Source organism: Leisingera sp. McT4-56 (genome assembly GCF_020514995.1).
Classification (GTDB): Bacteria; Pseudomonadota; Alphaproteobacteria; order Rhodobacterales; family Rhodobacteraceae; genus Leisingera; species Leisingera aquaemixtae_A.
This window is the reverse complement of the sequence record NZ_JAJALF010000007.1, coordinates 44,513-68,778: the sequence shown is the minus strand read 5'-3', so window position 1 is coordinate 68,778 and position 24,266 is coordinate 44,513. Positions and strand designations below refer to the sequence as shown.

General features: G+C 63.2%; 24 protein-coding genes and 1 riboswitch. Of the genes, 2 read left to right on the top strand and 22 right to left on the bottom strand.

Features of this window, described 5'->3' with window-relative positions; all coding sequences use genetic code 11:
• Window positions 1–134: 134 nt before the first annotated feature.
• Complete coding sequence (locus LHL23_RS10285; RefSeq protein ID WP_226429783.1) at window positions 135–1,655, bottom strand: trimethylamine methyltransferase family protein; 1,521 nt, start codon at window positions 1,653–1,655, stop codon at window positions 135–137.
• A gap of 93 nt (window positions 1,656–1,748) precedes the next feature.
• Between LHL23_RS10285 and LHL23_RS10280 the strand changes: the two genes are divergently transcribed.
• The gene (locus LHL23_RS10280) at window positions 1,749–2,663 is read left to right on the top strand and encodes a LysR substrate-binding domain-containing protein (protein ID WP_226429782.1); all 915 of its coding nucleotides are present in this window, start codon (window positions 1,749–1,751) and stop codon (window positions 2,661–2,663) included.
• Window position 2,664: 1 nt separating this feature from the next.
• Here the strand turns inward: LHL23_RS10280 and LHL23_RS10275 are convergent, their stop codons facing one another.
• The 10 genes from LHL23_RS10275 to LHL23_RS10230 form a co-directional block, all read right to left on the bottom strand.
• Entirely contained in the window at window positions 2,665–3,525 is an 861-nt protein-coding gene (locus LHL23_RS10275; RefSeq protein ID WP_222481875.1) for a metal ABC transporter permease, read from the bottom strand.
• Window positions 3,525–4,403 carry a metal ABC transporter permease gene (locus tag LHL23_RS10270; protein ID WP_222481874.1) on the bottom strand — a complete coding sequence of 293 codons (879 nt, stop codon included), beginning with the start codon at window positions 4,401–4,403 and terminating at the stop codon, window positions 3,525–3,527. The genes LHL23_RS10275 and LHL23_RS10270 overlap by 1 nt, the downstream gene beginning before the upstream one ends.
• Window positions 4,403–5,320 carry a manganese/iron ABC transporter ATP-binding protein gene (locus tag LHL23_RS10265; RefSeq protein WP_315899409.1) on the bottom strand — a complete coding sequence of 306 codons (918 nt, stop codon included), beginning with the start codon at window positions 5,318–5,320 and terminating at the stop codon, window positions 4,403–4,405. Before LHL23_RS10265 ends, LHL23_RS10270 begins: the two co-directional genes overlap by 1 nt.
• Before the next feature lie 99 nt (window positions 5,321–5,419).
• A complete protein-coding gene (locus LHL23_RS10260; RefSeq protein ID WP_319005204.1) occupies window positions 5,420–6,322 on the bottom strand; it encodes a metal ABC transporter substrate-binding protein in 903 nt (300 codons plus the stop codon).
• Window positions 6,323–6,512: 190 nt separating this feature from the next.
• A complete protein-coding gene (locus tag LHL23_RS10255) occupies window positions 6,513–8,063 on the bottom strand; it encodes an alkaline phosphatase family protein (RefSeq protein ID WP_226429781.1) in 1,551 nt (516 codons plus the stop codon).
• Window positions 8,064–8,206: 143 nt separating this feature from the next.
• Window positions 8,207–8,962 carry a maleate cis-trans isomerase family protein gene (locus LHL23_RS10250; protein WP_226429780.1) on the bottom strand — a complete coding sequence of 252 codons (756 nt, stop codon included), beginning with the start codon at window positions 8,960–8,962 and terminating at the stop codon, window positions 8,207–8,209.
• A 15-nt stretch (window positions 8,963–8,977) separates the two neighbouring features.
• On the bottom strand, window positions 8,978–10,144 hold the full coding sequence (locus LHL23_RS10245) for a M24 family metallopeptidase (protein ID WP_226429779.1): 1,167 nt from the start codon (window positions 10,142–10,144) through the stop codon (window positions 8,978–8,980).
• Complete coding sequence (locus LHL23_RS10240) at window positions 10,137–11,327, bottom strand: diaminopropionate ammonia-lyase (protein ID WP_226429778.1); 1,191 nt, start codon at window positions 11,325–11,327, stop codon at window positions 10,137–10,139. The genes LHL23_RS10245 and LHL23_RS10240 overlap by 8 nt, the downstream gene beginning before the upstream one ends.
• A gap of 2 nt (window positions 11,328–11,329) precedes the next feature.
• Window positions 11,330–12,475 (bottom strand): amidohydrolase, encoded by a 1,146-nt coding sequence (locus LHL23_RS10235; RefSeq protein WP_226429777.1) that lies wholly within the window; start codon window positions 12,473–12,475, stop codon window positions 11,330–11,332.
• 141 nt (window positions 12,476–12,616) lie between these two features.
• The gene (locus LHL23_RS10230) at window positions 12,617–13,129 is read right to left on the bottom strand and encodes a hypothetical protein (RefSeq protein WP_319005203.1); all 513 of its coding nucleotides are present in this window, start codon (window positions 13,127–13,129) and stop codon (window positions 12,617–12,619) included.
• Between the two features lie 243 nt (window positions 13,130–13,372).
• On the opposite strand from LHL23_RS10230, the gene LHL23_RS10225 reads away from it, so the two are divergent.
• Window positions 13,373–13,852: a YHS domain-containing (seleno)protein gene (locus tag LHL23_RS10225; RefSeq protein WP_226429775.1), complete on the top strand. Its 480-nt coding sequence runs from the start codon at window positions 13,373–13,375 to the stop codon at window positions 13,850–13,852.
• A 98-nt stretch (window positions 13,853–13,950) separates the two neighbouring features.
• Here LHL23_RS10225 and LHL23_RS10220 read toward each other — a convergent pair whose 3' ends face one another.
• From LHL23_RS10220 to LHL23_RS10170, 11 genes are all read right to left on the bottom strand, one after another.
• Window positions 13,951–14,583: a (d)CMP kinase gene (locus LHL23_RS10220; protein ID WP_226429774.1), complete on the bottom strand. Its 633-nt coding sequence runs from the start codon at window positions 14,581–14,583 to the stop codon at window positions 13,951–13,953.
• A complete protein-coding gene (aroA, locus tag LHL23_RS10215; RefSeq protein ID WP_226429773.1) occupies window positions 14,580–15,926 on the bottom strand; it encodes a 3-phosphoshikimate 1-carboxyvinyltransferase in 1,347 nt (448 codons plus the stop codon). Before aroA ends, LHL23_RS10220 begins: the two co-directional genes overlap by 4 nt.
• 86 nt (window positions 15,927–16,012) lie before the next feature.
• Window positions 16,013–16,789 carry a tRNA (guanine(46)-N(7))-methyltransferase TrmB gene (trmB, locus tag LHL23_RS10210; protein ID WP_226429772.1) on the bottom strand — a complete coding sequence of 259 codons (777 nt, stop codon included), beginning with the start codon at window positions 16,787–16,789 and terminating at the stop codon, window positions 16,013–16,015.
• An 88-nt stretch (window positions 16,790–16,877) separates the two neighbouring features.
• Entirely contained in the window at window positions 16,878–17,534 is a 657-nt protein-coding gene (locus LHL23_RS10205) for a hypothetical protein (RefSeq protein ID WP_226429771.1), read from the bottom strand.
• A gap of 173 nt (window positions 17,535–17,707) precedes the next feature.
• The gene (metK, locus tag LHL23_RS10200; protein ID WP_222481732.1) at window positions 17,708–18,889 is read right to left on the bottom strand and encodes a methionine adenosyltransferase; all 1,182 of its coding nucleotides are present in this window, start codon (window positions 18,887–18,889) and stop codon (window positions 17,708–17,710) included.
• Between the two features lie 6 nt (window positions 18,890–18,895).
• Window positions 18,896–18,944: riboswitch (SAM-SAH riboswitch) on the bottom strand.
• 61 nt (window positions 18,945–19,005) lie between these two features.
• Window positions 19,006–20,505 carry an apolipoprotein N-acyltransferase gene (lnt, locus tag LHL23_RS10195; protein WP_226429770.1) on the bottom strand — a complete coding sequence of 500 codons (1,500 nt, stop codon included), beginning with the start codon at window positions 20,503–20,505 and terminating at the stop codon, window positions 19,006–19,008.
• On the bottom strand, window positions 20,502–21,401 hold the full coding sequence (locus LHL23_RS10190; protein ID WP_226429769.1) for a hemolysin family protein: 900 nt from the start codon (window positions 21,399–21,401) through the stop codon (window positions 20,502–20,504). Before LHL23_RS10190 ends, lnt begins: the two co-directional genes overlap by 4 nt.
• Window positions 21,402–21,423: 22 nt before the next feature.
• Window positions 21,424–21,936 carry an rRNA maturation RNase YbeY gene (gene ybeY / locus LHL23_RS10185; RefSeq protein WP_226429768.1) on the bottom strand — a complete coding sequence of 171 codons (513 nt, stop codon included), beginning with the start codon at window positions 21,934–21,936 and terminating at the stop codon, window positions 21,424–21,426.
• Between the two features lie 79 nt (window positions 21,937–22,015).
• On the bottom strand, window positions 22,016–23,026 hold the full coding sequence (locus LHL23_RS10180; RefSeq protein ID WP_222481728.1) for a PhoH family protein: 1,011 nt from the start codon (window positions 23,024–23,026) through the stop codon (window positions 22,016–22,018).
• Window positions 23,027–23,166: 140 nt separating this feature from the next.
• Complete coding sequence (locus LHL23_RS10175) at window positions 23,167–23,475, bottom strand: hypothetical protein (protein WP_222481727.1); 309 nt, start codon at window positions 23,473–23,475, stop codon at window positions 23,167–23,169.
• A gap of 9 nt (window positions 23,476–23,484) precedes the next feature.
• Complete coding sequence (locus tag LHL23_RS10170; RefSeq protein WP_226429871.1) at window positions 23,485–24,069, bottom strand: OmpA family protein; 585 nt, start codon at window positions 24,067–24,069, stop codon at window positions 23,485–23,487.
• Window positions 24,070–24,266: the final 197 nt, after the last annotated feature.

The following is a 24,266-nucleotide window of genomic DNA, read 5'->3' as shown; positions in this document are numbered from 1 at the left end:
GGGGCAAAAGGCGGAAATTGCGGCAAACGGCACCCAGGGGGTGCACAAGTGGTGTACGGGGGGTGCACAGGCGGTGCCGGGTCAGACCGCCCCTCCCTGCATCAGCTGAACTTATGCGTGAAGAAACGGTTAACTCAGTACCACGCATCCGGGATCTCCTCCTTGCGGCGGGCAACATAGGCGGCCAGTTCCTCCTTCACCGCCTCATCCATCGGCGGCGCCACATACTCGTTCAGCATCTGGTTCCAGCGTTCATAAGCGCGCTGGCGCATGTCCTTGGAGCCGCCTTCCTCCCAGCTTTCGACGTTTTCGCTGTCGCTCAGCTTCGGCTCATAAAACGCGGTCTGGTAATTGCGCATGGTGTGGGCAGAGCCCAGGAAATGCCCACCCGGCTCCACCTCACCATAGGCATCGCGGGCAAAGGCCTCGTCGCTGGTATCCAGCCCTTGGCTCAGCACTTTCTGGTAGGAGCCCAGCCGGTCCGCATCCATGATCAGCTTCTCAAACCCGGTGCACAGCCCGCCCTCCAGCCAGCCCGCCGAGTGCAGCACATAGTTGGCGCCGGCCAGCATGGTGGAATGCATCGAATCCGCGCTTTCATAAGCCGCCTGCGCATCCTCGATCTTGGACGCGGTCAGCGATCCTCCGCAGCGCAAGGGCAACCCGGCCCGGCGGGCCAACTGGCCGATGGCGTAGTTGGAAATCACCGGCTCCGGCATCCCGAATGTCGGTGCGCCGGACTTCAGCGACATGGACGACAGGAAGTTGCCCAGAACAAAGGGCGCGCCGGGCCGGACGATCTGGGTAAAGGCGCAGACCATCATCGCCTCCGCCATCGCCTGTGCCACTGATGCCGCGGTGGAAACCGGCCCCATCGCACCTGTAAGGATAAACGGCACAACGATAATTCCCTGCCCGCGGGCGGAGTAGGTGCGGATCGCCTCGGTCACCACCTTGTCGACCAAGAGCGGCGAATTGGTGTTCACATTGCCCATGATGACGCAGTTGCTGTCCATGACGTCCTTGCCAAAGACGATCTCAGCCATGTCGACACTGTCCTGCGCCCGGCTCATCTCGGTGATGGCGCCCAAATGCGGTTTGTCGCTCAGTGTCATATGGGCATAGAGCATGTCGAAATGGCGCTTGGAGACCGGCACATCGCAGGGCTCGCAGATCACGAACCCGCCGTGATGCAGGTTCGGATGCATGTAGGTGAGCTTCACCAGCTTCTCGAAGCTCTCCATGTCGCCATAGCGCCGTCCGCCTTCCAGGTCGCGCACAAACGGCGCGCCGTAGATAGGAGCGAACACCTGGTTGTTGCCGCCGATGGTGACCGACCGCGCCGGGTTGCGGGCCAGCTGGGTGAACTCGCGCGGCGCCTTGGCGCACAGGGCGCGGATCCACTGCGCATCGGCGCGGATCGTGTCACCATCAATCTTTGCCCCGGCCTCTTTCCAGATGCGCAGCGCCTCCGGATCGTCGCGGAAGGCAATGCCAATCTCCTCGAAAATCCAATCAACCTGGGCCTCCAGCCGAACCAGCTTTTCCTCGTCCAGCACGTCAAAGAACGGCAGCGAACGCTGGATCCAGGGCGAAGCCGGAGCGCCGGCGGGGGCAGTGTTTCTGTCGCGGGATGCGCGGGCGCGTCGGGCCATGGGGCTCTCCATCTTCAGGCGTTGCGGAACAATAAGACCCGGCGTGGACGTTGTGACGGTTGAAAATTCTGATGATTTGGATAATTCACAGTTATGCAAGAGCTCTGGAAACTCCTCACCAGCCCCCGCCACCTGATCGTGTTTGAAGCCGCCGCCAGGCACGGCTCTTTCACCCGTGCATCAGAAGAACTGAACGTTCAGCAGCCTGCCGTCAGTGCGGCGATCAAGCAGATGGAAGCGTCTTTGGGCGTTATTTTATTCCGCCGCGGCCACCGCAAGGTGGAACTGACCGGGGCTGGAATGCGGCTATACACCGATGTCTCCAAGGCGCTTGGGGACATCCTGTCCTCTGCCAAGGCCGTGCGGCAGTTCGGGCGCAATGACCATGTGACGCTCAACTGCTCCTCTGCTTTTGCATACTACTGGGTGATGCCAAGACTGGCCCAATTGCATGAGGCGCACCCCGATATCGACCTGCGGCTGCAAAGCTCCGACCGGGAGCCGGACATCAATACCGAAGGCATTTCGCTGGCGGTGCGCCGCGGCGACGGCAACTGGCCGGACTGCCATTCGGTGCTGATTGCACCGGAGGTGATCTTTCCGGTGGCCAGCCCGCGGGTGATGGCCTCGGCAGTCAATCTGGCGACGGTGCCGAACCTGCTGCACGAGCGGCTGATCCATCTGGAGGAACCGATCCGGGAGCGCCCCAGGTGGCAGCAGTGGTTCGAGCACTTTGGGGTCACCGGCCGCCCGCCCGCCGCGGGCATGCGCCTAAACGATTATGCGCTGGTGCTGCAGGCGGCGATTGCGGGTGAAGGCTTTGCATTCGGCTGGCAGCATGTGACGGAGCCACTGATCAAACAGGGGCTGCTGGCGGCGCGCAAGGAGTGGTCCTGGACCACCGGATCGGGGTTCTATCTGGTGTGGTCAAAGACTCAGGATCTGGTTCCCAACGCGGAACTGGTGCGGCAGTGGCTGCTGGAGATGGCGAAGCCCGGAACCGTGTGATTCACACGGCGCCGGTTGTGCCGCGAGCCCGCTGCATCGAGGTCTTGCGGGTCAGGTACAGCCGGCGCACGAAAGCGATGATGAACAGCGCGGTCAGGATCAGCACGATGGTCGGCGCCGGGGCGCTGTCGAGGAAGAAGCTGGCATATGTGCCCGCCAGCATCGAGAACATACAGACCAGAACCGAGACCCACAGCATGGTGCTGAACTTGCGCACCACCAGGAAGGCAATCGCCCCTGGCGCAATCAGCAACCCGATGGCGAGGATCAGCCCAGCAGCCGACAGGGTTGCCACGATGGTCAGCGACAAGGCCGCCAGCAGACCGTAGTGCAGCGCCGTGACCGGCAGGCCCGAGGCCTGCGCCTGCGCAGGATCGAAGCTGTGCAGCAGCAGGTCCTTCCATTTCAGCACCAGGGCTGCCCCGACCGCCAGTGAGATGATGCCCGCGGTCCACAGCTCATCCGGCTCCACCCCCAGCATGTTGCCGAACAGGATGTGATCCAGGTGGGCGTTGGTCTCCACCGAAACATAGAGCACGATGCCGAGTCCGAACATGCCAGAGAACACCACCCCCATTACGGTGTCCTGCTTGACCCGGCTATTGCCGGACAGGAAGCCAGTGGCAACGGCGCAGAGCATACCGGCGGCAAAGGCCCCGATGATCAGCGGCAACCCCACGATATAGGCCAGCACAATGCCCGGCAGCACCGCATGGCTGACCGCATCCCCCATCAGCGCCCAGCCTTTCATCACCAGGAAGCAGGACAAGAGCGCCGTTGGCACAGAAACGATCAAGGAGATCAGGAAAGCGTTCTGCATGAACGCAAACTGGAACGGCATCAGCAGCGTATCGATATCCATCACGCAGCCCTTCCTTGTGCAACGGGGCCGCGCTTCAGCGCTTCGCGGGCCTTGCGCTTGGCGGCCAGCAGCCCGTGTTTCGGGGCAAAGACAAAGACCAAAAGGAAGATCAGAGTCTGCAGCGTCACAATGATGCCGCCGGTAGCTCCGTCCAGAAAATAGCTGGCATAGGCGCCAAAGAAACTGGTGAGGGCGCCAATCAGCACCGAGACCATGATCAGCCGCGGGAAGCGGTCGCAGAGCAGATAGGCGGTCGCCCCCGGCGTCACCACCATGGCAATCACCAGAAAGGCGCCGACGGTTTGCATCGCCGCCACCACAGAGGCCGACAGCAGCACGAAGAACACGGCCTTCAGCAGGCCGGGCCGCAGCCCGATGGTGCGGGCATGGTTTTCGTCAAAGAAGGTGACCATCAGGTCTTTCCATTTCGCCAGCAGCACCGCCAGCGAGACAAAACCGATGATGGCCAGCTGCAGTGTGTCTTCCGGCGTGATTGCCAGGATGTTGCCCATGGTGATGGTCTGCACCGAGACGGACATCGGACTGACCGAGACGATGAACAGGCCAAGCCCGAAGAAGGAGGTGAAGATCAGACCGATGATCACATCGACTTTGAGGCCGGAGCGTTCCGAAAGGAACAGCATCGCCCCGGCGGCCAGCCCGCCCGCGATGAAGGCGCCCAGCGCAAAGGGCAGGCCAAGGATGTAGGCGCCGGCCACTCCGGGTACGACCGAATGCGAGAGCGCATCGCCAATGAGCGACCAGCCCTTGAGCATCAGATAAGCCGACAGGAAGGCGCAGACGCCGCCCACCAGGGCCGAGACCCACATCGCGTTTGTCATGTAGCCGTAAGTGAACGGTTCCAGCAGGTATTCCATCATTGCTGGCCCCCGCCCTCGCCCTTGCTGTCGCTTGTCTGGGTCTTTTCGCCGTATTGGACAAACGGGCGCTCGTCGTCGGTCAGGATGGTAACTTCGCGGGTATCGCCGTCGTCATGCAGGGCATCGCCGCCCAGGGTGAAGTGGCGCAGCACGCCGCCGAAGGCGTGTTCCAGGTTTTCGCGGGTAAAGGTGGTCTCGGTCGGGCCATACCCAAGCACAGTCCCTTTCACCAGCACGGTTCGGTCGCAGAACTCCGGCACGCTGCCGAGATTGTGGGTGGAAACCAGCATCACCCGGCCCTCGTCGCGCAGCTCGCGCAAGAGGGCGATGATCTGTTCCTCTGTCTTCACATCAACGCCGGTGAAGGGTTCGTCCAGCAGGATCACCTGCCCGTCCTGCGCCAGCGCCCGGGCCAGGAACACCCGCTTGCGCTGGCCGCCGGACAGCTCGCCGATCTGGCGGTGGCGGAAGTCCTGCATGTTGACCCGGCGCAGCGCCTGATCGACCGCCTCGTGATCGGCCGCCTTGGGCCGGCGCAGGAAGCCCATATGGCCGTAGCGGCCCATCATCACCACGTCCTCGACCAGCACCGGGAAGGCCCAGTCGACCTCCTCCGACTGCGGAACGTAGGCGACGAGATTCTTGCGCAGCGCGTCTTTGACTGTCATTCCAAGAATGCGGATTTCGCCCTGTGCCGCGGGTACAAAGCCCATGATCGCCTTGAACAGGGTCGATTTGCCGGCGCCGTTCACCCCGACCAGTGCCGTCACCGTGCCGCGGGGAATGCCAAAGCTGGCATCCCACAGCGCGGTATGGCCGTTGCGATAGGTCACCGTGACGTTCTTTGCGGCAATCCCGCCATCCACAGGCGCGGTGCTTGTATTCATGATGTGGGTCTCGCTGGCATCAAGCATGGGCTGTCCTGCAGAGTTACACACAGAAATTGTGCTTTGTGAAATGAAACGCCCCGCAACATCTGCTGCGGGGCATCGGGATATGAAACAAGGGCAGGTTTAGTTGGTGACTTCAGTCAGCCCGCGGGCCACCGTCTGCGAAGTGACCTTGAGCAGATCCAGATAGGTCGGCACCGGGCCGTCCGCCTCGCTGAGCGAGTCGACATAGAGCTCACCGCCATAAGCCACGCCGGTTTCGCGGGCGACCTGTTCAGCCGGGGCAGTGTTCACGGTGCTTTCGCAGAACACCACCGGGATGTCATTGGCACGGACGCCGTCGATGACTGCACGCACCTGCTGCGGGGTGCCGACCTGGTCGGCGTTCATCGGCCACAGGTACAGCTCTTTCATGCCGAAATCGCGGGCTAGGTAGCTGAAGGCGCCTTCGCAGGTCACCAGCCAGCGCTTGTCCTCAGGAATTTCCGAGATGGAACGGCGCAGCGGCTCGATGGTGGCGCGCAGCTTGTCTTTGTATTCACCTGCGTTCTTGACATAGACCGCGGCGTTTTCCGGGTCATGCTCAGCAAAGGCCTCGACGATGTTGTCGATGTAGATCAGTGCGTTATCCAGGCCCATCCAGGCGTGCGGGTTCGGCTTGCCCTCATAGGAGCCGGCCGCGATCGGGATCGGGTCGATGCCGTCGGTCAGGGTGACGGAAGGCACATCGTCGAGGTTAGACAGGAACTGCTCGAACCACAGCTCAAGGTTCATGCCGTTCCACAGGATCAGGTCGGCATCGGACGCCCGGACGATGTCGCGCGGGGTCGGCTCATAGCCGTGGATCTCCGCGCCGGGTTTGGTGACCGAGACGACCTCAGCCGCGTCACCCGCCACATTGGCCGCCATATCGGCCAGAACGGTGAAGGTGGTAACAACCTTCATCTTGTCTTCTGCCATGGCAGCGCTGGCAGCAACCGCTGCGATGGCAGCTGCGGATACAGTCTTGAGCAACTTCGGAAACATCCGATTCTCCCTTTGAAGGCGTGTCTGAGGCACTGTTATTGCAAATCATTCTCAACTGTCAACGAAATTGCGAATGATTTGCAACAGCAGCAATCTTCTGCCGTGCGCCGCTGGACGACCCGACCCTGAACATTGAGACCGGACCTGTTGCCCGCAGCGGCGCGGGTGACGGCGGAAACGGCTGCAAATGTTATTGCGGATACCGGGGCTTGCTGCGGGGGCCATCACCTGTGATTGCCGTCAGCGACAGCGTATGGTCCATGTTCTTCATCCGGTGGCGGAGCATGAGCCGGGTCAGCCGGTTCAGATCGCCTGCATATGCCGCCTGCCCGGCCACGTTCTCCAGTTCTCCCTGTCCCTGGCTGTCAAACAGCATCGGCGGCAGATCGGCGGCGAACTCGACCAGCGTGAACCGCTCATCCCGCAGGATGCCAAGGCAGGAATCGCTGGCGGTGGTGCCAAGCTCCTGCTGCCACAGTGTCGGCTCAAGCGGCTCCGAGAAATCCAGCTCCGAGAAGGAATACTGCCGCCAGTCCGGCGGCGTCTCCCCCCTCAGGAGCGGCAGCAGCGACCGCCCGTCCATGGAATTCGGGACCTCCTGCCCCGCCCACTCAAGAATGGTCGGCGTCACATCAATGGATTCAGTGATCTGAGACAGGCAGGCGCCCGCGTTCTGCTCGTTGCCCGGCATCCGGATGATCAGCGGCGTGTGATAGGCGGCGTCATAGACCGTCATCTTGCCCCAGGAATGCCGGTCGCCCAGCATTTCGCCATGGTCGGCGGTGATCACCACCATCGTGTTGTCATACTGCCCGCTGTCCTTCAGGAACCGGATCACCCGCCCGACATGATGATCCACTTCCGTTGCCAGCCCCAGGTAGACCGCACGCAGGGTTTGAATGTTCTCATCCGACGGCTCCAGGTCCGGGAAGCCCTCGACAAAGCTGGCGGCGGCGCTCTTGCGCAGCAGCGGGCCAAAGAAGGGGTGCTGTGCGCTTTCCTCTTCCGGCTTTGCCAGCCGCTGCGGCAGCGGCAGGCTGGCCGGGTCATACATGCTGTTGTAGGGCGCCGGCGCCACCAGCGGCGGGTGCGGGCGGATGTAGGTCAGATGCGCAAACCAGCTGTCCTTGCCGTGGGCCGGCATTGTGTTGAGGAATGAGTTGGTGAGAAATGCGGTATCGCTGTCCTCCGCCGCGTACAGCGCCGGATCATTCAGCCGGGGTGCGCCGCCATCCGGTGAAACCGGCTTGTAGACGTCCCAGTAGTTCTCGAATTCACAGCCGCGGCTCATCAGATGCGATTGCCAGGGATAGGACATTTCCAGCCGCATCTCAGTCACTTCATGGAAGCCGTTCATCGGGTATTCATAAGTCCGAAGCGCGGGATCGTTGGCGTCAAAAGCGCGCGGATCCTGAGAAGTGTCGGTATAGCCGAACAGCATCGGCAGATACCCTGCCTTGCGCATCTCGGTGGCGATGTTCGGCGTGTCGTGGCGCAGGGGCGTGCCATTGCGGACCGAGCGGTGGTTCATCGCGTATTGCCCGGTCAGGATCGACGCGCGCGACGGCCCGCAGGGGTTGGTCACAGAGAAATGCCGGTTGAACGATACCGCCTCTTGCATGAAGGCGCGGATGTTCGGCAGGTCCACATGTTCCGCTAGCACGCCCGACAGGCAGTCCGCGCGCAGCTGGTCAATGATGATGAACAGGACATTCCGGTTTTCGGGGCGTGCGGCAGGCATCCGGTCTTCCTCGCTGGAGCAATTCAGGTTTCCGGAGACAATCTGTGGCAGCCTGCGCGCGGATTACAAGCGCAGACTGTGCCGCTCCCGTGGGGCAGCCTGCCGCAGGTTGCCAGCTGGCAATTCCCGAACAATTTTAGCGGTCAGTCCGCAAGCGGCAGAGTGAACAGCTTACCGAACTGCGGTTGCGGATCTGTCACGCCTGCCAGCCGCAGCATGTGCCAGCCCAGCGCCTGGTTACTGGAGATGACCGGCACCCCGGTTTGCGTCTCGATCTCCGGAATGATCCGCAGGCAGCGCAGGTTGGTGCAGGAGATCACGATCGCATCGCAGTCTCCCTGACTGGCGACCTGCCTAGCTGCTTCCGTAATGGCCGCCTCGGTTATCCGGGCCACGACACGGTCGTCCATCTGCTCAAACGATCCGAAGCCTGCAATCTCAAAACCTGCCGCTTCCAGCTTGGCGCGCATCTGCGCCGAAACCTCCGGCAGGTATGGCGTCACGAATCCAAACCTGGCAGCGCCCAGCGCCTTGCCTGCCGCGATGATGGCGGCCAGCGGGTCGGTCACCTTGGCGTTCGGCAGAACGGTCTGCACGGCCTCAGCCACCTTGGCGGAGCCGATCACGGTCGAGGCCGAGGTGCAGCCATAGCCGATCACGCCGAAGTCCGGCGTGGAGGGAAACAGCCGGGCCGAGGCAGGCAGGTCCGCCTGCATCTGCGCCAGCGTCTCCGGGCGCACCTCCGGCACCATCGGGATGCGGCTGTGATAGAGCGCCACGCCCTCCTGCGCCATCATCCGGGAGAATTCCGGCTCCAGCGTTTCGTCGGTCTCCAGCACGATCACACCCAGGGTGGCGCGGGTGCCGATACCTGCGTCCGTGTCATAGGGGAGCTTCATGGCCCGGGGCCTCCTTCAGATCACCGGCAGTTCCGGCGCGGCACGGACGGTCAGCAGTTCAGCACCATCCGCACGCACCACGATGTTTTCTTCATGCACCATGATACGGCCATCGCCATAGCCGAGCGAGGGTTCCAGCGTCAGCACCATGTTCTCTTCGATCACCGTCCCGTCAAAGGCGGCGTGCGAGGGCCATTCGGTCAGCTGCATCCCCAGCCCATGGCCGAGCCGCCCCACGTCACCGCCCTGATCGTCCATTTCGGCAATCACGGACTGCATCGCCTGGAACAGATCCCGGCAGGTGGCGCCGGGTTTGGCTGCAGCGATCCCCTCCTCTGTGGCACGCCACAGCACATCATAGGCGCGGCGCGACAGATCGTCGGCGCGGCCAATGGCAAAGTTCCGGTCGAAGTCGCAGAAATATCCGTCCCAGGTGGCGCCGGTGTCCAGCATCATGATATCGCCCGCCTGCAGCGGCCGAGCCGTCGGCGGCGAAATCACGTCGCTGTAGCCGCCATGATCAGCACCGCCGACCAGATAGGGCACATCGTCGGCGCCCTGCGCCAGCGCCTCGCGCCGGAAGGCGCGGAACAGATCCTCGAACGGCTGGCCTGCATGTGCGATCTGCGGCACCTGGGCAAAAGTGCGGGAGCCGATACCGCAGATGTGGCGCAGCTTTTCGATCTCCGCGGCAGATTTCACCATCCGCAGGCCGCGCACCAGCGGCGTGGCATCCGCCACCTTCAGCCCCGGCAATCCCGCCATCAGGCGTTCGTAGTCGCCCAGCGGCATTCTGAGCGAGGTTTCGTGCCCCTTCATCAATCCGATGGAGCCGCCGCGCCCGGCAATCGGCGACAGCAGTTCTGTCAGCAGGCTGATGCCGTCGTCCTGCGGCGCCGGCGCGCTCCAGGTGCGGATGTCCTCAATCCAGGTCCGGCGCATCAGGTCGGCGCCAATCTCCGGTATGATGGCGATGGGCTTGCCCGCCGGCGGCACGAACAGGAACCAGGGCCGGGTCGGGCTTTGCCAGAACAGCGTGTGGAACCCGCTGAAATAGCGCACCTCCGGCTCTGTCAGCAGCAGCAGACCGTCAAGCCCCTGCGCTGCCATCAGCGCCTGAGCCTTCTCGGTGCGGGCCGCGAATTCCGCTTCGGGGAAGCCGCGCGCGGGGGCTTCAGACATGGTCCTTGCCTTCCATGATCGCGGCAAAGATCGCCGGGTCGGTGACACCTTCGGAGCCGATCAGCAGCACGCGGGAGGTTTCATCCAACCCAAGGGTGGCCTTCATCTCCGGCGACTGGCAGGCGGCGATCAGGGCAGACAGGCCCGCCACTGCGCTTTCGCCTGCCTCCACCACCGGATCACCGGTTTCACCATTGGCCAGCAAGCGCACCGCAGGGGCCACGATTCTGTCGGGGATGGTCACAAAGTCTGAGGCTTCCTCCGCCAGGATTTCCCAGGCCATTTCCGACGGTTCGCCGCAGGAGAGGCCTGCCATGATGGTTTCTTCCTGAATGGCGAAATTGGTCGCCTTGCCGGCCTTGGCGCTGTCGAACAGGCAGGCTGCCAGTTCCGGCTCGACAATCACTACCCGCGGCGAAGCCTCGCCGTAGTACTGCCGCAGCGCCGCCGCGACCGAGGCCGCCAGCCCGCCGACGCCGCCCTGCAGGAACACATGGGTCGGCGCCTGCTCCAGCGCCTCGCAGGCCTCTCGGGTCATCACGCTGTAGCCCGCCATCACGTCGCGCGGCGGCTCGGTGTAGCCTTCCCAGGAGGTGTCCGAGACCACGAACCAGCCGTTTTCCTCCGCCTCTTTCTTGGCCAGAAGGACGGATTCGTCATAGTCGCCTGTAATGCGGATCACTTCGGCGCCCAGTTCGCGCATCGCCACGGCGCGGCCCTCGCTGACCTCGGCGTGGATGTAGATGCGGCAAGGCGCGCCGAACCGCTGGCAGCCCCAGGCCAGAGAGCGGCCATGGTTGCCGTCGGTAGCGGAAACCAGGGTGATCCCGGCGCAGGCGTCCTTGTGGGCACCGTTGCGGATTTCCTCCAGGCTGACGTCCCGGCCCAGCTGTTTGGTCAACTCGCGCTGCAGCACCCGCAGCGCCGCATAAGACCCGCCCAGCGCCTTGAAGCTGCCCAGGCCGAACCGCGGGCCTTCGTGCTTGTAGTCGATCCGCCCGACGCCGATCTGGCCGGCCAGACCCGCCAGAGACACCAGCGGCGTCGCCTTATAGCCGTCCCAGGCGGTGATTTCCGTCTGCGCATTCGCAAAATCCTGTTCGGACAGGACCGAATAGGCCGCCTCTCCGGCTTTCGGGTTTCCTGCAGTATGGCGGATGGCAGCGTTAAATTTCTCAAGCATGGTCAGTCCTTTCCCACGGGCAGCCGGTCACGCACCAGCTGCACCCAGAACTCCGCGCCAATCGGCAGCAGAGCGTCGTTGAAGTCATAATCCGCCGAATGCAGCGGCTGGCCGTTTGGCCCGTCTTCGCCATTGCCCAACAGCAGGAAACAGCCCGGAACGGCAGCGGCGAAATGGGCAAAATCCTCGGAGAAGCTCATTGGCGGGCGGTTGCGGACCACTTCGCGGCCTGCAGCCTCGCCCGCGCGGCAGGCGGCCTCAACCGGGCCACCGGCGTTGATCGTCTCGACGAACTCGGTGTTGAAGCTCACCTTGGCCTCGACCGAATGTGCCGCGGCAACACCGGCAGCGATCTGGCGCATGAAGCGCTCTACCGCCTCGCGGTCTTCAGGCACCCGGGCGCGCACGTCGCCTTTCAGCACCGCGTGGCCCGGCAGCACATTGCGCTGGCCGTCGGTCAGGAATTCGGTGACCGAGACCACCGCGCCGGAGCCCGGAGCCAGCTTGCGTGACACGATGGTCTGCAGCGCCAGCACCAGCTCCGCCCCAACGGTGATGGCATCCACCCCCGCCTGCGGCATCGAGGCATGACCGCCCTGCCCCCGGATCGAAATTTCAAACAGGCTCTCGCTGCTGCAGATCTGTCCCGGCCGGGTCGAGACCTGCCCCACCGGTGCACCGGGCAGGTTGTGGATGGCATAGACCTCTTCGATCGGGAACCGCTCCAGCACCCCCTCGGCAATCATTGCCTGGGCTCCCAGCCCATGCTCCTCGTTCGGCTGGAAGATGAACATGACGGTGCCGTCAAACCCCTGCTCCTGCACCAGCCGTTCAGCAGCGCCCAAGAGCATGGCCATATGACCGTCATGGCCGCAGGCGTGCATCTTGCCCGGCGTTTCCGAGACATAGCCGTGGGTGGAGGTTTCGGTGATTGGAAGGGCATCCATGTCCGCCCGCAAGCCGATGGCACGATTTCCGCTGCCGGCGCGCAGCAGCCCTATGACGCCGACGCCTTCATGCACCTCCAGCCCCAAGCCGCGCAGATGCTCCGCCACTTTGGCCTTAGTCCGTTCCTCCTGAAAGCCAAGCTCCGGATGCCGGTGAAAATCCCGGCGCAGCGCGGTCAGGCGGTCCAGAAATGTGGTCATGGGCGCTCTCCAAGCCGTTTGCAGCAACATTAGGCTGCGAACTGCGACTTGGCGCATAGTAATCGCGTCGGCAGGTGACGAAATTCATCCTTGTTTCGCTTCTTCAGGCTGAAACTCGTACCGCGCCTGAGCCAGCTGCCGTTAGATTTCCTCTCCCTTTTCCAGCAACTCCTCAATCAGCTGACGCTGAATGCCAGGGCTGTCGCCGCCGCCGAATTGCAAGGCGCCGCCTGTGTAAAGCGTGCCGTAGGTGCGGGCGATATTGACCGTCTGCCCCAGCGAGGAAATCAGCTGGTCCTTCTTCAGCGGCGACAGCGGGTGGATGAACACCGCCCACAGCTGCCCCTTAGCCACCGCGTAGCGCGCATCCAGCGCGGTGTCGAAATTCGCCTGCATCATCCGCATCAGCTCTTCCGCCGTCAGCCCCTCGGACGGGCGCAGCGGCACCATCGCCCGCATCCGGTCCGCAGCCGGGTCGGTGACCACCAGCATCGGCACGCCGGAAATACTCAGCTGGAAACCGCGGCCGACCGGCTGCGTGTTGCCGTCCAGGGCAAAGAGGATCCGGCCCAGCCGCTCATAGGTCATCGGCGGTTCTGCAGCCTCGGGCGCGTCCTGCGCCCAGGCCGGCGCGGCAAGAACACAGGCAGTCATAATAATCCGCAGCCAGGCCATGAAAGCACCTCCCCTCTGACATGCTCCCTCAGGCTAATCCGCTCCCGCGCAAGTCTCCATGCACAGATGAGTGAACCGCAGAAGTGGGAAACCGGGAGCAAAATGGAACGATCTGCACAACCAACCGAACGACTGGAGATTAATCGTCCAACCCATCGGATCTAGCCTCAGCGCACCGGGCTGCAGAGCCTGATTGCACACCTGAACCTAATGAGGAAAATCATGAAGACACTTTTGACAACCGCCCTGATTTCGCTTTCTGCTGCGCTGGCTGCCCCGGCCTTTGCCGCCGATGAGGTCAATGTCTCCAATGGCATTTCGGCTGGCGGCGCGCCGCTGGCAGCCCATGGCGTCGATCTGGTGGCACTGCTGGACAGCCGCAACCCGGTTGAGGGCGTCGCCACCCATTCCGCAACCGTCGACGGCGCCTCCTATTATTTCGCGTCTGAGGAAAACAAGACGGCGTTCGAGGCCAATCCGTCGAAGTACCTGCCCCAGCACGGCGGCTTCTGCTCTTACGGGGTGTCGGTGGGCAAGAAATTTGACGGCGACCCGGACCAGTACCTGGTGCATGACGGCAAGCTGTTCCTGTTTTTGAACGCTGCCACCCGTTCTGCGTTCCTGGAAGACGTGGCCGGAACCGCCAAGACCGCCGATAGCCAGTGGGCCGAGATCAAGCACACCGCCGTTGGCGCGCTCTGATCCCGGCGAACAGAGGGCAGGCAGACGCTCGTCCCGTTTTGCCAGCCTTTGGCCCGCAGTTGATGCGTCAGCTGCGGGTTTTGCTGATCATGTGGTGCTCAGGGCAGCTTCTCGCCTGCCTCGCGGCGCGCCTCAATCACGGCCATCGCCTTGGCCAGGGCTTCCTCGATGCTCAGATCGCTGGTGTCGATCAGAATGGCATCGGCCGCCGGGCGCAGCGGGGCCTCGGCCCGGTTCATGTCGCGGTCGTCCCGGGCCTTGACGTCGCCCAGCACTTCCTCGAGGGTCGTCACCTTGCCCGCAGCGGCCAGTTCCAGGAAACGGCGGCGGGCGCGCACTTCGGCGCTGGCGGTGACAAAGAATTTCACCTGCGCGTAGGGGCAGATCACGGTGCCGATATCGCGTCCGTCCAGGACCGCGCCGCCTGCACGGCGGGCAAAGGCACGCTGGAAATCCACCAGCGCCGCGCGTACTTCGGCAATCACTGCCACCTTGGAGGCGGCCTGTGCCACTTCCGGCCCGCGCAGGTCTTCGCGTGCCAGATCTTCAGGCGTCAGGTTTTGCGCAGCCTCAACCGGCGCCGCGCCGTCCAGCATTTTCGCCCCGACAGCACGGTACAAGAGGCCGGTATCCAGATGGCCGAAGCCATAGTGAGCCGCGAGCGCCTTGGACAATGTGCCCTTGCCCGCGGCAGCGGGGCCGTCGACAGCGATGGTGAAGCTCTCGCTCATGTGCGCTCCAGCTTGGCGCCGAGGTCCCCCATCAGGCTTTCGAAGATCGGGAACGAAGTCGCGATCGGGCTGCCGTCGTCGACAGAAACCGGGTTCTGCGCGCCCATGCCCATGACCATGAAGGACATGGCAATCCGGTGGTCGAGGAAGCTTTCGCAGGTGCCGCCGCCCGGCACGCCATCAATGCCGAGACCGGTGACTTCCCACCAGTCCTCGCCCTCGTCGACAGTGACACCATTGGCGCGCAGGCCCTTGGCCATCGCATCAATGCGGTCGCTTTCCTTGACGCGCAGTTCCTTGACGCCCGCCATCATGGTCTTGCCTTCGGCAAAAGAAGCTACCACCGACAGCACCGGGTATTCGTCAATCATCGAGGCCGCGCGCTCCGGCGGCACTTCGATGCCTTTCATATTGGGCGAAAACTTGGCGCGCAGATCGGCAACCGGCTCGCCGCCCTCCTCGCGCATGTTCTCGAACGTCAGATCGGCGCCCATGTCCTGCAGGGTGTAGTAGAGGCCCGCGCGGGTCGGGTTCAGGCCGATGTTGGGCACCAGCACGTCGGAGCCGGGGGTGATCAGCGCCGCACAGACCGGGAAGGCGGCGGAGGACGGATCGCGCGGCACGGCGATTACCTGCGGTTTCAGCTCCGGGCGGCCCGTCAGGGTGATAACGCGGCCCTCCTCGGTTTGTTCGGTGGTGATCTCTGCGCCAAAGCCTGCCAGCATCCGCTCGGTGTGGTCGCGGGTGGCTTCCTTCTCGATCACCACAGTCTTGCCCGGGGCATTAAGGCCGGCAAACAGCACCGCGGATTTCACCTGCGCCGACGGCACCGGCACCTCATAGCGGACCGGCACCGGGTCCGCGGCGCCGACGATGGTCATCGGCAGGCGGCCGCCGGAACGGCCGACCGACTGGGTGCCGAACAGCGCCAGCGGATCGGTCACGCGCGCCATCGGGCGCTTGTTCAGAGAGGCATCGCCGGTGAAGGTCGCGGTGATCGGAGAGGTGGCCATCACCCCCATGATCAGCCGCACCCCGGTGCCGGAGTTGCCGCAGTCGATCACATTGTCAGGCTCTGCAAAGCCGCCGACACCAACGCCGAATACCGACCAGTTGCCGCCGCCATGGTTCACCACCTCGGCGCCGAATGCCTGCATCGCCTTGGCGGTGTCCAGCACATCCTCGCCCTCCAGCAGGCCGGAGATCTTCGTCTCCCCAACCGACAGCGCGCCCAGGATCAGCGAGCGGTGCGAGATCGACTTGTCGCCGGGCACCTCTGCCACGCCCTTGAGCGGGTCAGCACGGTGGGAGGTCATCGGGATGGGCGTGCCGTGTCCGGACATGGGGCTTCCTTCGTCTGTCGGTCGTTCGTCTGTTCGTTTGCGCTATCGGTAACGGATTGGTTCTGGCCGGTCCAGCGCTATCGGCCTTATCCCAGGCGGCGGAAGGTCAGGTAATGCGGGGTGCGCCCCTCGCGCAGGGCCTTTTGCTCGTAGCGGGTGGAAATCCAGTCCTCCCAGGGCTGGCGCCAGTCTTCGGGGCCTTCTGCCAGCCATTCGAAACCCGCTTTCGGCACTTCCTCAAGGGTCTGGCGCACATAGTCGGGGATATCGGTCGCCACGCGGAAGATCGCGCCCGGCTTCAGGCAGCGGGCCAGCGGCTCCAGATGCTCTTGCGTCACAAAGCGGCGGCGGTGGTGGCGGGCCTTGGGCCAGGGGTCGGGATAGAGCAGGAAGGCACGTGAAATGGACGCCTCAGGCAGCACGTCCATAAGGTCGCGCGCATCACCCGGATGGACGGCGATGTTATCCGCGTCCGCGTTGCGGATCTTGCCCAAGAGCATCGCCACGCCGTTGATGAAGGGTTCGGCGCCGATGATGCCAATTCCCGGGTTGCTGACGGCCTGGTGCACCAGGTGCTCGCCGCCGCCGAAGCCAACTTCCAGCCAGACATCCTTGCCGCCGAACAACCCGTCGAGGTCGAGCGGTGTGCGATCCGGGTTCTCGTCCCAGCCAACAGCGCCGGGGCTGAGGCTTGCCAGATCCTCGTCCAGGTATCGCTTCTGGCTGTCCTTCAGCGTCTTGCCCTTGAAGCGGCCATAGAAGTTGCGCCAGGGCGCGCCGCTGGCGTGTTTTTCAGCAGCATTGGTTGCTGCGGGCTGGGCATCCTTGGACTGTGCGTCACGGGGCTTTTGGTCGCCGGACATGCGTCTGGGCTCCTGTTCAGGCGTCTTTTGAAAGGCTGGCCGCTCCTCTGCCGCATGCAGGCCGCCGGGTCAACCCGGCGGTATCCGGTTAGGGCTTTTGCCCCGGCCTGATCTCCCGCAGGACACCCGCCGCAATCAGGCGCAGACGGCCGGGAAACCATTCCCCTCCGGGATCGGTTCGCAGCGTCTCGATGGCAAAGCCCGGATCGACCCCGCGCGCCACCATATAGCTGAGGTGGTCGTAAACCTCCCGCTGGGTGTCCACGTAAATCCAGGAGCCAAACTCGAACGGTGTCGCCCAGCGGCGGCTCTTGCGCTCGCTGCGGTAGTACTGGTGCACCGCCTTGGAAGGCCAGTTGCGCTGGTGAAACCCAATGCTGGAACCGATTGTCATCCGCCTGCGCCCGCCCGCCAGGAACACATCCACGCAGGCGCTGATACAGGTGCCATCGACCAGAGTGTCGAGTCCGTATTCCAGCACCAGTCCGGCAATTTCCTGCCCGGCATAGACACTGCCGCCCACGCTGTTGAGCTGCAGTTCCGTGATCTCCGGGCTTTTCTTCAGAATGTCCCGCAGCCTTGCGGCGTCCTCATCGGTAATCTCCGCAGGCTCACCTTCAACATCCGTCTCCGTGTCATAAACCAGCGTCTGGCCTTGCAGGTTGAATTTCTGCGGCAAGGGGTCCTTGGCCATGGCGCCGGACGCCAGAAGCAGGCCAAATAGTACAGAAAATACGCGCAGCATCACGGTCCCGGCAACTGAGTAAACCCTGCCTGCACTATGGCGCAGGCTGCAGCGTCACTCCAGCCCCAACGGAAAAGGTGCATTCTCCGAATGCGCAGAAACATGCGGGAAGCGCTCCGCAAACGGAAAAGAGCGGGCTTTGCAGCCCGCTCCCTGATCAAATGGCTCTGGTCTCAGACAGCTTTCTTCAGCGCCTCGGCCAAATCCGTGCGCTCCCAGCTGAAACCGCCGTCAGCCTCCGGCTCGCGGCCGAAGTGGCCATAGGCTGCGGTGCGCTGGTAGATCGGTTTGTTCAGGCCCAGATGCGAGCGGATGCCGCGCGGCGTCAGGTCCATGACCTGATCAATTGCGCGCTCGATCGCCGCAGGATCGACCTCGCCGGTGCCGTGGGTTTCCGCATAAATCGACAGCGGTTTGGAGACACCGATGGCATAAGACAGCTGGATGGTGCATTTCTCTGCCATGCCCGCGGCCACCACGTTCTTGGCCAGATACCGTGCCGCATAGGCGGCCGACCGGTCCACCTTGGTCGGATCCTTGCCGGAAAACGCGCCGCCGCCGTGCGGCGCTGCGCCGCCATAGGTGTCGACGATGATCTTGCGGCCAGTAAGGCCCGCGTCGCCATCCGGACCGCCAATCACGAATTTACCGGTCGGGTTGACATGCCACTGGGTGGCCTCGGTCAGCCAGCCTTCGGGGAGAGTCTCGCGGATGTAGGGTTCGACAATGGCGCGAATGTCGCTAGAGGTCAGGCTTTCATCCAGATGCTGGGTCGACAGCACCAGCGAGCTGACGCCGACAGGCTTGCCATTCTCATAGACCACCGACAACTGGGATTTTGCGTCCGGGCCCAGCGCCGGCTCAGTCCCGTTTTTGCGGACCTCGGCAAGACGGCGCAGGATCGCATGGCTGAATTGGATCGGTGCCGGCATTAGCGCGTCGGTCTCATTGGTGGCAAAACCGAACATGATGCCTTGGTCGCCGGCGCCTTCGTCCTTGTCAGCCGAGGCATTGACGCCCTGAGCGATATGGGCGGACTGCTCGTGCAGCAGGTTGGTCACTTCCACGGTTTCGTGGTGGAACTTGTCCTGCTCATAGCCGATGTCCTTGATGCAGGCACGGGCGATCTCGTCGATCTTCCCCATGTAATCGTGCAGCTTGTCCTGATCGGACAGGCCGACTTCACCCCCGATGACAACACGGTTCGTGGTGGCAAAAGTCTCGGCTGCCACACGTGCTTCGGGTTCCTCCGCCAGGAAAGCGTCCAGAACCGCGTCGGAAATGCGGTCGCAGACCTTATCCGGGTGGCCCTCAGAAACCGATTCCGAAGTGAAGGTGTAGTTCATACGGGTCATGAAAAGTGCTCCATTGGTTTATCCTTGCCACGTCAGGAAGCCGTTGTGGCAGGTATCAAGCCGCAGTACGCGGCTCATCCGCGCGGGTCAACGTATATTCAGGTACAGTTAAGCAGCTATGACCGCGGCGCAAGAGCGCGGGGCAGAAACATTGCCGCACCTGCGACGCAGAAACACAGCAACAGAACCGGCCAGTCTCCGGTCCGGCTGTAGAGGGTCGGCGCGAACGGTGCCGGCAAGGCTGCATCGATAAAGCCAGCCTCCCCCAGCGGCAGGCTGTCGAGCAATTGCCCGTCCGGGCCGATCATCGCGGAGACGCCGGTATTGGCTGCACGGATCATTGGCAGCCCTTGCTCCAGCGCCCGCATCCGGGCCTGCACCAGATGCTGATAGGGGCCGGAACGGGTGCCGAACCAGGCGTCGTTGGTGATCTGTACCAGCATATCCGGGCGGCTGGCGGCAGCGTTCACATCCTGCGGGAAAACGGCCTCATAACAGATCAGCGGCAAGGCGCTGCCAACCGGCAGATCCATAACCTGGGCACCTGGGCCGGCGGCGTACCCTGCCCCCGCCTGAGAGGCGAAGCCATAGATGCCGAAGCGGGCCAAAAAATCCCCAAACGGCACATACTCCCCGAAAGGCACCAAATGCGCCTTGTCATAGGTGGCAGTGGGCAGGCCGTCCGCGTCCAGAAGCACCGCGGAATTGTAGTAGGCGCCTCCCTCCTCGCGCTGAATACCAAGCAGAACCGGCACGCGGCCTGCCCCTTCGGATATGGCCTGCAGCGTGTCACCGGCAAAGTTCATCAGCTGCGGCACAGCGGTTTCCGGCCAGACGATCAGGTCCGGCCGCGGGTCTTCGGCGGAGAAGGCAAGCGCACGGCGGACAAACTCCCACCGCAGATCCGGATGCCATTTCTGGTTTTGCGGCGCGTTGGGCTGGACAATGCGCACGGTCTTGCCCGTCAGCTCTGGTGCAGACGGCGCGGGGATGGCCAGGATTGCGGCTGCGGTCAGACCAAGCGGCACCAATGCGGCGGCTAGGTTTGTGCGCAGCAAGGCAAGAGGCAGGAACGCTGCAAGCGTCAGCAGCGCGAGCCCCTGCGGGCCGGCCCAAGGCAGCAGATTTGCGGCAGGCGTGTCGATCCAGAACTGGCCGAAGGCGGCCCAAGGAAAGCCGGTGAGCAAATAAGCGCGGGCGAATTCCGCCAGCGACCACAACGCCGCCAGCACCAGGATCCGCATCCCTCCCCGGCTGAAACGGGCGGAGAAGCCGAAAGCGCCCCCCCAGAACAAGGCAAGACCCGCGGCCAGGAACACCAGTGCAAATGGCGCCATCCAGGCGTGGCGGTCGGGGTCGACCTGAAACGGCTCAATGATCCAGGACAGGCCAAAGGAGAAATAGCCCAGCCCGAACAGCCAGCCCGCAAGCGCGGCAGCACGGGCGGATGCCGCCTGCAGCACCAGCCATCCGGCAGCCGCCAGCGCAACCGGCAGTCCGAACAGCATGTGCCACGGCGCCAGCGAAAGCGACAACAGCGCTCCGCTGCCTATGGCCAGTCCTGCGGGTGCCAGCCGAAGCTGTCGCGCGGCCTGCCTCAGGCCAATTGACATCATGCAGCGGCGTCCGGCAGCCGTACCCGCAGACGCTTGATCCGGCGCGGATCGGCATCCATGACTTCGAACTCGGCACCTTCGGGGTGTTCGATCACCTCGCCGCGTGCAGGCACGCGGCCGGACAGCATAAAGACCAGCCCGCCAAGCGTGTCGATCTCCTCTTCATCCACGTCATCGTGGCTGGTCAGCGAATGGCCGGTCTCCGCCTCGAACTCCGGCAGCGAGGTGCGGGCCAGCGCAATATAGCAGCCGGGTTTTTCCTCGAACCAAGTCTGCAGTTCGTCTGCGTCGTGCTCATCCTCGATCTCGCCCACCACCTGTTCGATCAGGTCCTCGATGGTAACGAGGCCGTCGACTCCGCCGTATTCGTCGATCACCAGCGCCATGTGGCGGCGTTCAGCCTGCATCTTGGTCAGCAGCACGCCGATCGGCATCGACGGCGGCACGAACAGCAGCGGGCGCAGCATCTTGGACAGGTCGAATTCAGAAGTGCCGCCATTGAAGCCGTGTGTCAGCGAAAAATCCTTGAGGTGGACAAAGCCCAGCGGCGTGTCCAGCGTGCCCTCGTAAACGGGGATACGGGTAAAGCCGCTTTGCCGGAAGATGCCGACCAGATCGTCCTTGGCGACAGTCACAGGCACAGCGGCTATTTCGGCAGAGGGGATGGCAACATCCTCAACCCGCATCCGGCGCAGGTTGATCATGCCCCGCGGACCTGAACCCGGTACAGGCTGTTCGCTGCCGGCGTCCTGTTCCTCCTGCGGATCGGGGCTGAACACGCTGCGCAGCCGCGTCCACAATCCGGTGCTTTCAGAGGCCGGCGCATCCGCAGCCGTGCCGTTTATGTCCTGCAGCGCGCCTTGCGCCGCGTTAGAACTGCCTTCTATGTCGCCCATCTTTCCATTCCAAAAACCCCGGTCACGGGGCATCCTCACTTATATATGGGTTCGCGATACCCAGTTTGCCAAGTAGCAGGACCTCAATCCCTTCCATCAATGCGGCATCGCCGTCACGAATGTGATCATAGCCCAGAAGATGCAACATTCCGTGAATGACCAGATGGCGGGTATGATCGGCTAGGGATTTTCCCGCCTCTGCGGCTTCCCGCGCGCAGGTATCGAAGGAGACGGCGATATCGCCAAGCGGAATTTCCCCAGTAAAATCAGCCTCTGGCGGCAGCGGCGTGCCGCCATCCTCATCGGCAGCCAGCTCTTCTGCCGGCCAGCTGAGAACATTGGTGGGGACCGGCTTTTCGCGGAATTCGGCATTGAGATCCGCAATGCGCGGATCATCACAGGCCAAGAGCGAAATTTCGCACATCTCGGTGTCCAGGCCAAAGTGCCCAAGAACAATTGCAGCGGCCTCTTCGGCCAGAGCCTCAAGCCCCGCATCCTGCCAGCGGCTGTCTTCGATGGTGATGTCGAGCGTCATGGTACGGCTGCACATGCGGGGGCCTGCCCCCGCACCCCCGGAGTATTTTCACAAAGATGAAGCCCGGCGGTTCCTTCCGTCAGGCGGGTGGCGTGTCCGCGTCATAAGCCTCGATGATCGCCGCCACAAGCGGGTGGCGCACCACATCGCGGGCAGTGAAGTAGTTGAAGCTGATCTTGGGGATGGTTTTCAGCAGCCGTTCGGCATCTGCCAAGCCCGATTGCACCCCGCGCGGCAGGTCCACCTGCGACCGGTCGCCGGTGATCACCATGCGCGACCCCTCGCCCAGGCGGGTCAGAAACATCTTCATCTGCATGGTGGTGGCATTCTGCGCCTCGTCCAGCACCACGAAGGCGTTGGAAAGCGTGCGGCCGCGCATGAAGGCCAGCGGTGCGATCTCAATCCGCTTGTCTTCGATCAGCTTGGCCAGCTGCTTGCCAGGCAGGAAGTCGTTCAACGCGTCATAAAGCGGCTGCATGTAGGGGTCGACTTTGTCCTTCATGTCGCCGGGCAAGTAGCCAAGCTTTTCCCCGGCCTCCACCGCCGGGCGGGACAGGATGATGCGGTCGACATGGCCGGTGATGAACATGGAAACCCCCACGGCGACGGCAAGATAGGTCTTGCCGGTGCCTGCCGGGCCTATGCCGAAAGCCAGTTCGTGCTCGAACAGGGACTGCACATAGGCCTTTTGCGCCTCCGTGCGCGGTTCCACCAGCTTCTTGCGGGTCTTGATCTCCACCCGGCCGCCGCGGAACATTTGCAGCTGACCGTCGGGTTCGGCGTCATCGGTGTCCGGCCCCATCCGCAGCTCGCGGTCGATGTCGCCGCTTTCGACACTGCGTCCGGTTTCCAGCCGGTCATACAGCGCGGCCAGCACGCCCGCCGCCTGTTCGCGCGCCGAATCCTCGCCCATCACGGACAGCTGATTGCCGCGGCGGACGATCTGCACGCCCAGTTTCTGTTCGATGTCAGCAAGGTTACGGTCGTATTCGCCGCAAAGGTCGATCAGCAATCGGTTGTCAGGAAATTCCAGCAGCACTTCGTGGGTTGCGGTCTGGGTCTGCGGGTCATTCAGGGCGCTGATGGCCAAGCTGATCTCCTCAATCTGGCGTTGCCCTTTCAGTCTGCCTTCGCGGTTCCGTTTGCGCAAGCAGTCGCTGCATAAAATCACTTTGTTGAAACAAAACAGCCGCCCCGGAGGGCGGCTGCAATCCAAGCTGAGCGCAGTTATCAGAGCGGATCCCCGAAGGTCGAACCATCCTTGAACGGGCCGGTTGCCAGCGTGGGAGGCAGGTCGCTGTTGCATACCGGCTTGCCGTCCGGCGTGCGGCGCAGGTCTGCATAACCCTCCAGGCCGTCGTCGATAATCCAATGCTCGCAGCCATTCGGGTCAATCCAGATGCCTGCCGTCAGGTTCGACAGATCGAGCGACTTCCCGTCCGCGATATGCTGGTCTCTGGTTTTGTCGACAGTCGGCGAACAAGCGGAAACGGCGGCGGCGGCGGCCAGGCCGGCAACGGCGTGCAAAAAACGTGTCATGTTTCCCCCTCAGCGCAGGCAGTAGATTTCGACGCGGCGGTTCTGCGCCATGTTCGCGGCGCTGGTGTTGGGCACCCGCGGGTCGCGCTCACCATAGGCGCGGACGCCAGCGATATTCGCCCCGGCCGAACGGCCAACCGTGGCCACGGCCTTTGCCCGGCGCTCGGACAGCCGGATGTTGTATTCATCCGAAGCCCTGCTGTCGGTGTGGCCGGCAACGATGAAAGAGCGCGCGCCGTTGCCCTGCGCCTGCTGGAAAAACTGGCGCAGGCGATGTTTGCCGGCTGCGTTGATGTAATGCTTGTCGGTGGCAAAGAACTGGTCGGTCGGCATTACTCCGCAGATATTGCCGCGGCGGCAGACCGGCTTGCCGTCCGGCTTGACATGCGGGGTCATGTAGCCTTCGGCGCCATCATCCATCACCCAATGCTCGCAGCCATCAGGGTCAACCCAGATGGTGGGCACATAGCGTTCGCCTTTGATGGTCCGCTGCTGGCTTTGCGCGCTTGCTGGCGCTGCGGCGATGCCGAGCGCGGCCGTGGCAGCGGCAGCCAGCGCAATCGCCTTGTTCAAATTGAGTATCGGCACGACCAGAAATCCTTCACCTAAGTTCCCCCGGGGTGTACGCCGCCCGCAAGCGGCAACCGTTCAGGCAATAAAAGCCAAGTTACCTGCAAGAGATAAAGTGCACCCGCCAAAAATATTGATTTTCCGCAGAGATTAACCGCCTCACTCAAACACTCACAGCATTTAAGGCAAATTGTCCTGAAAACTGATGCAATAGCGACTCA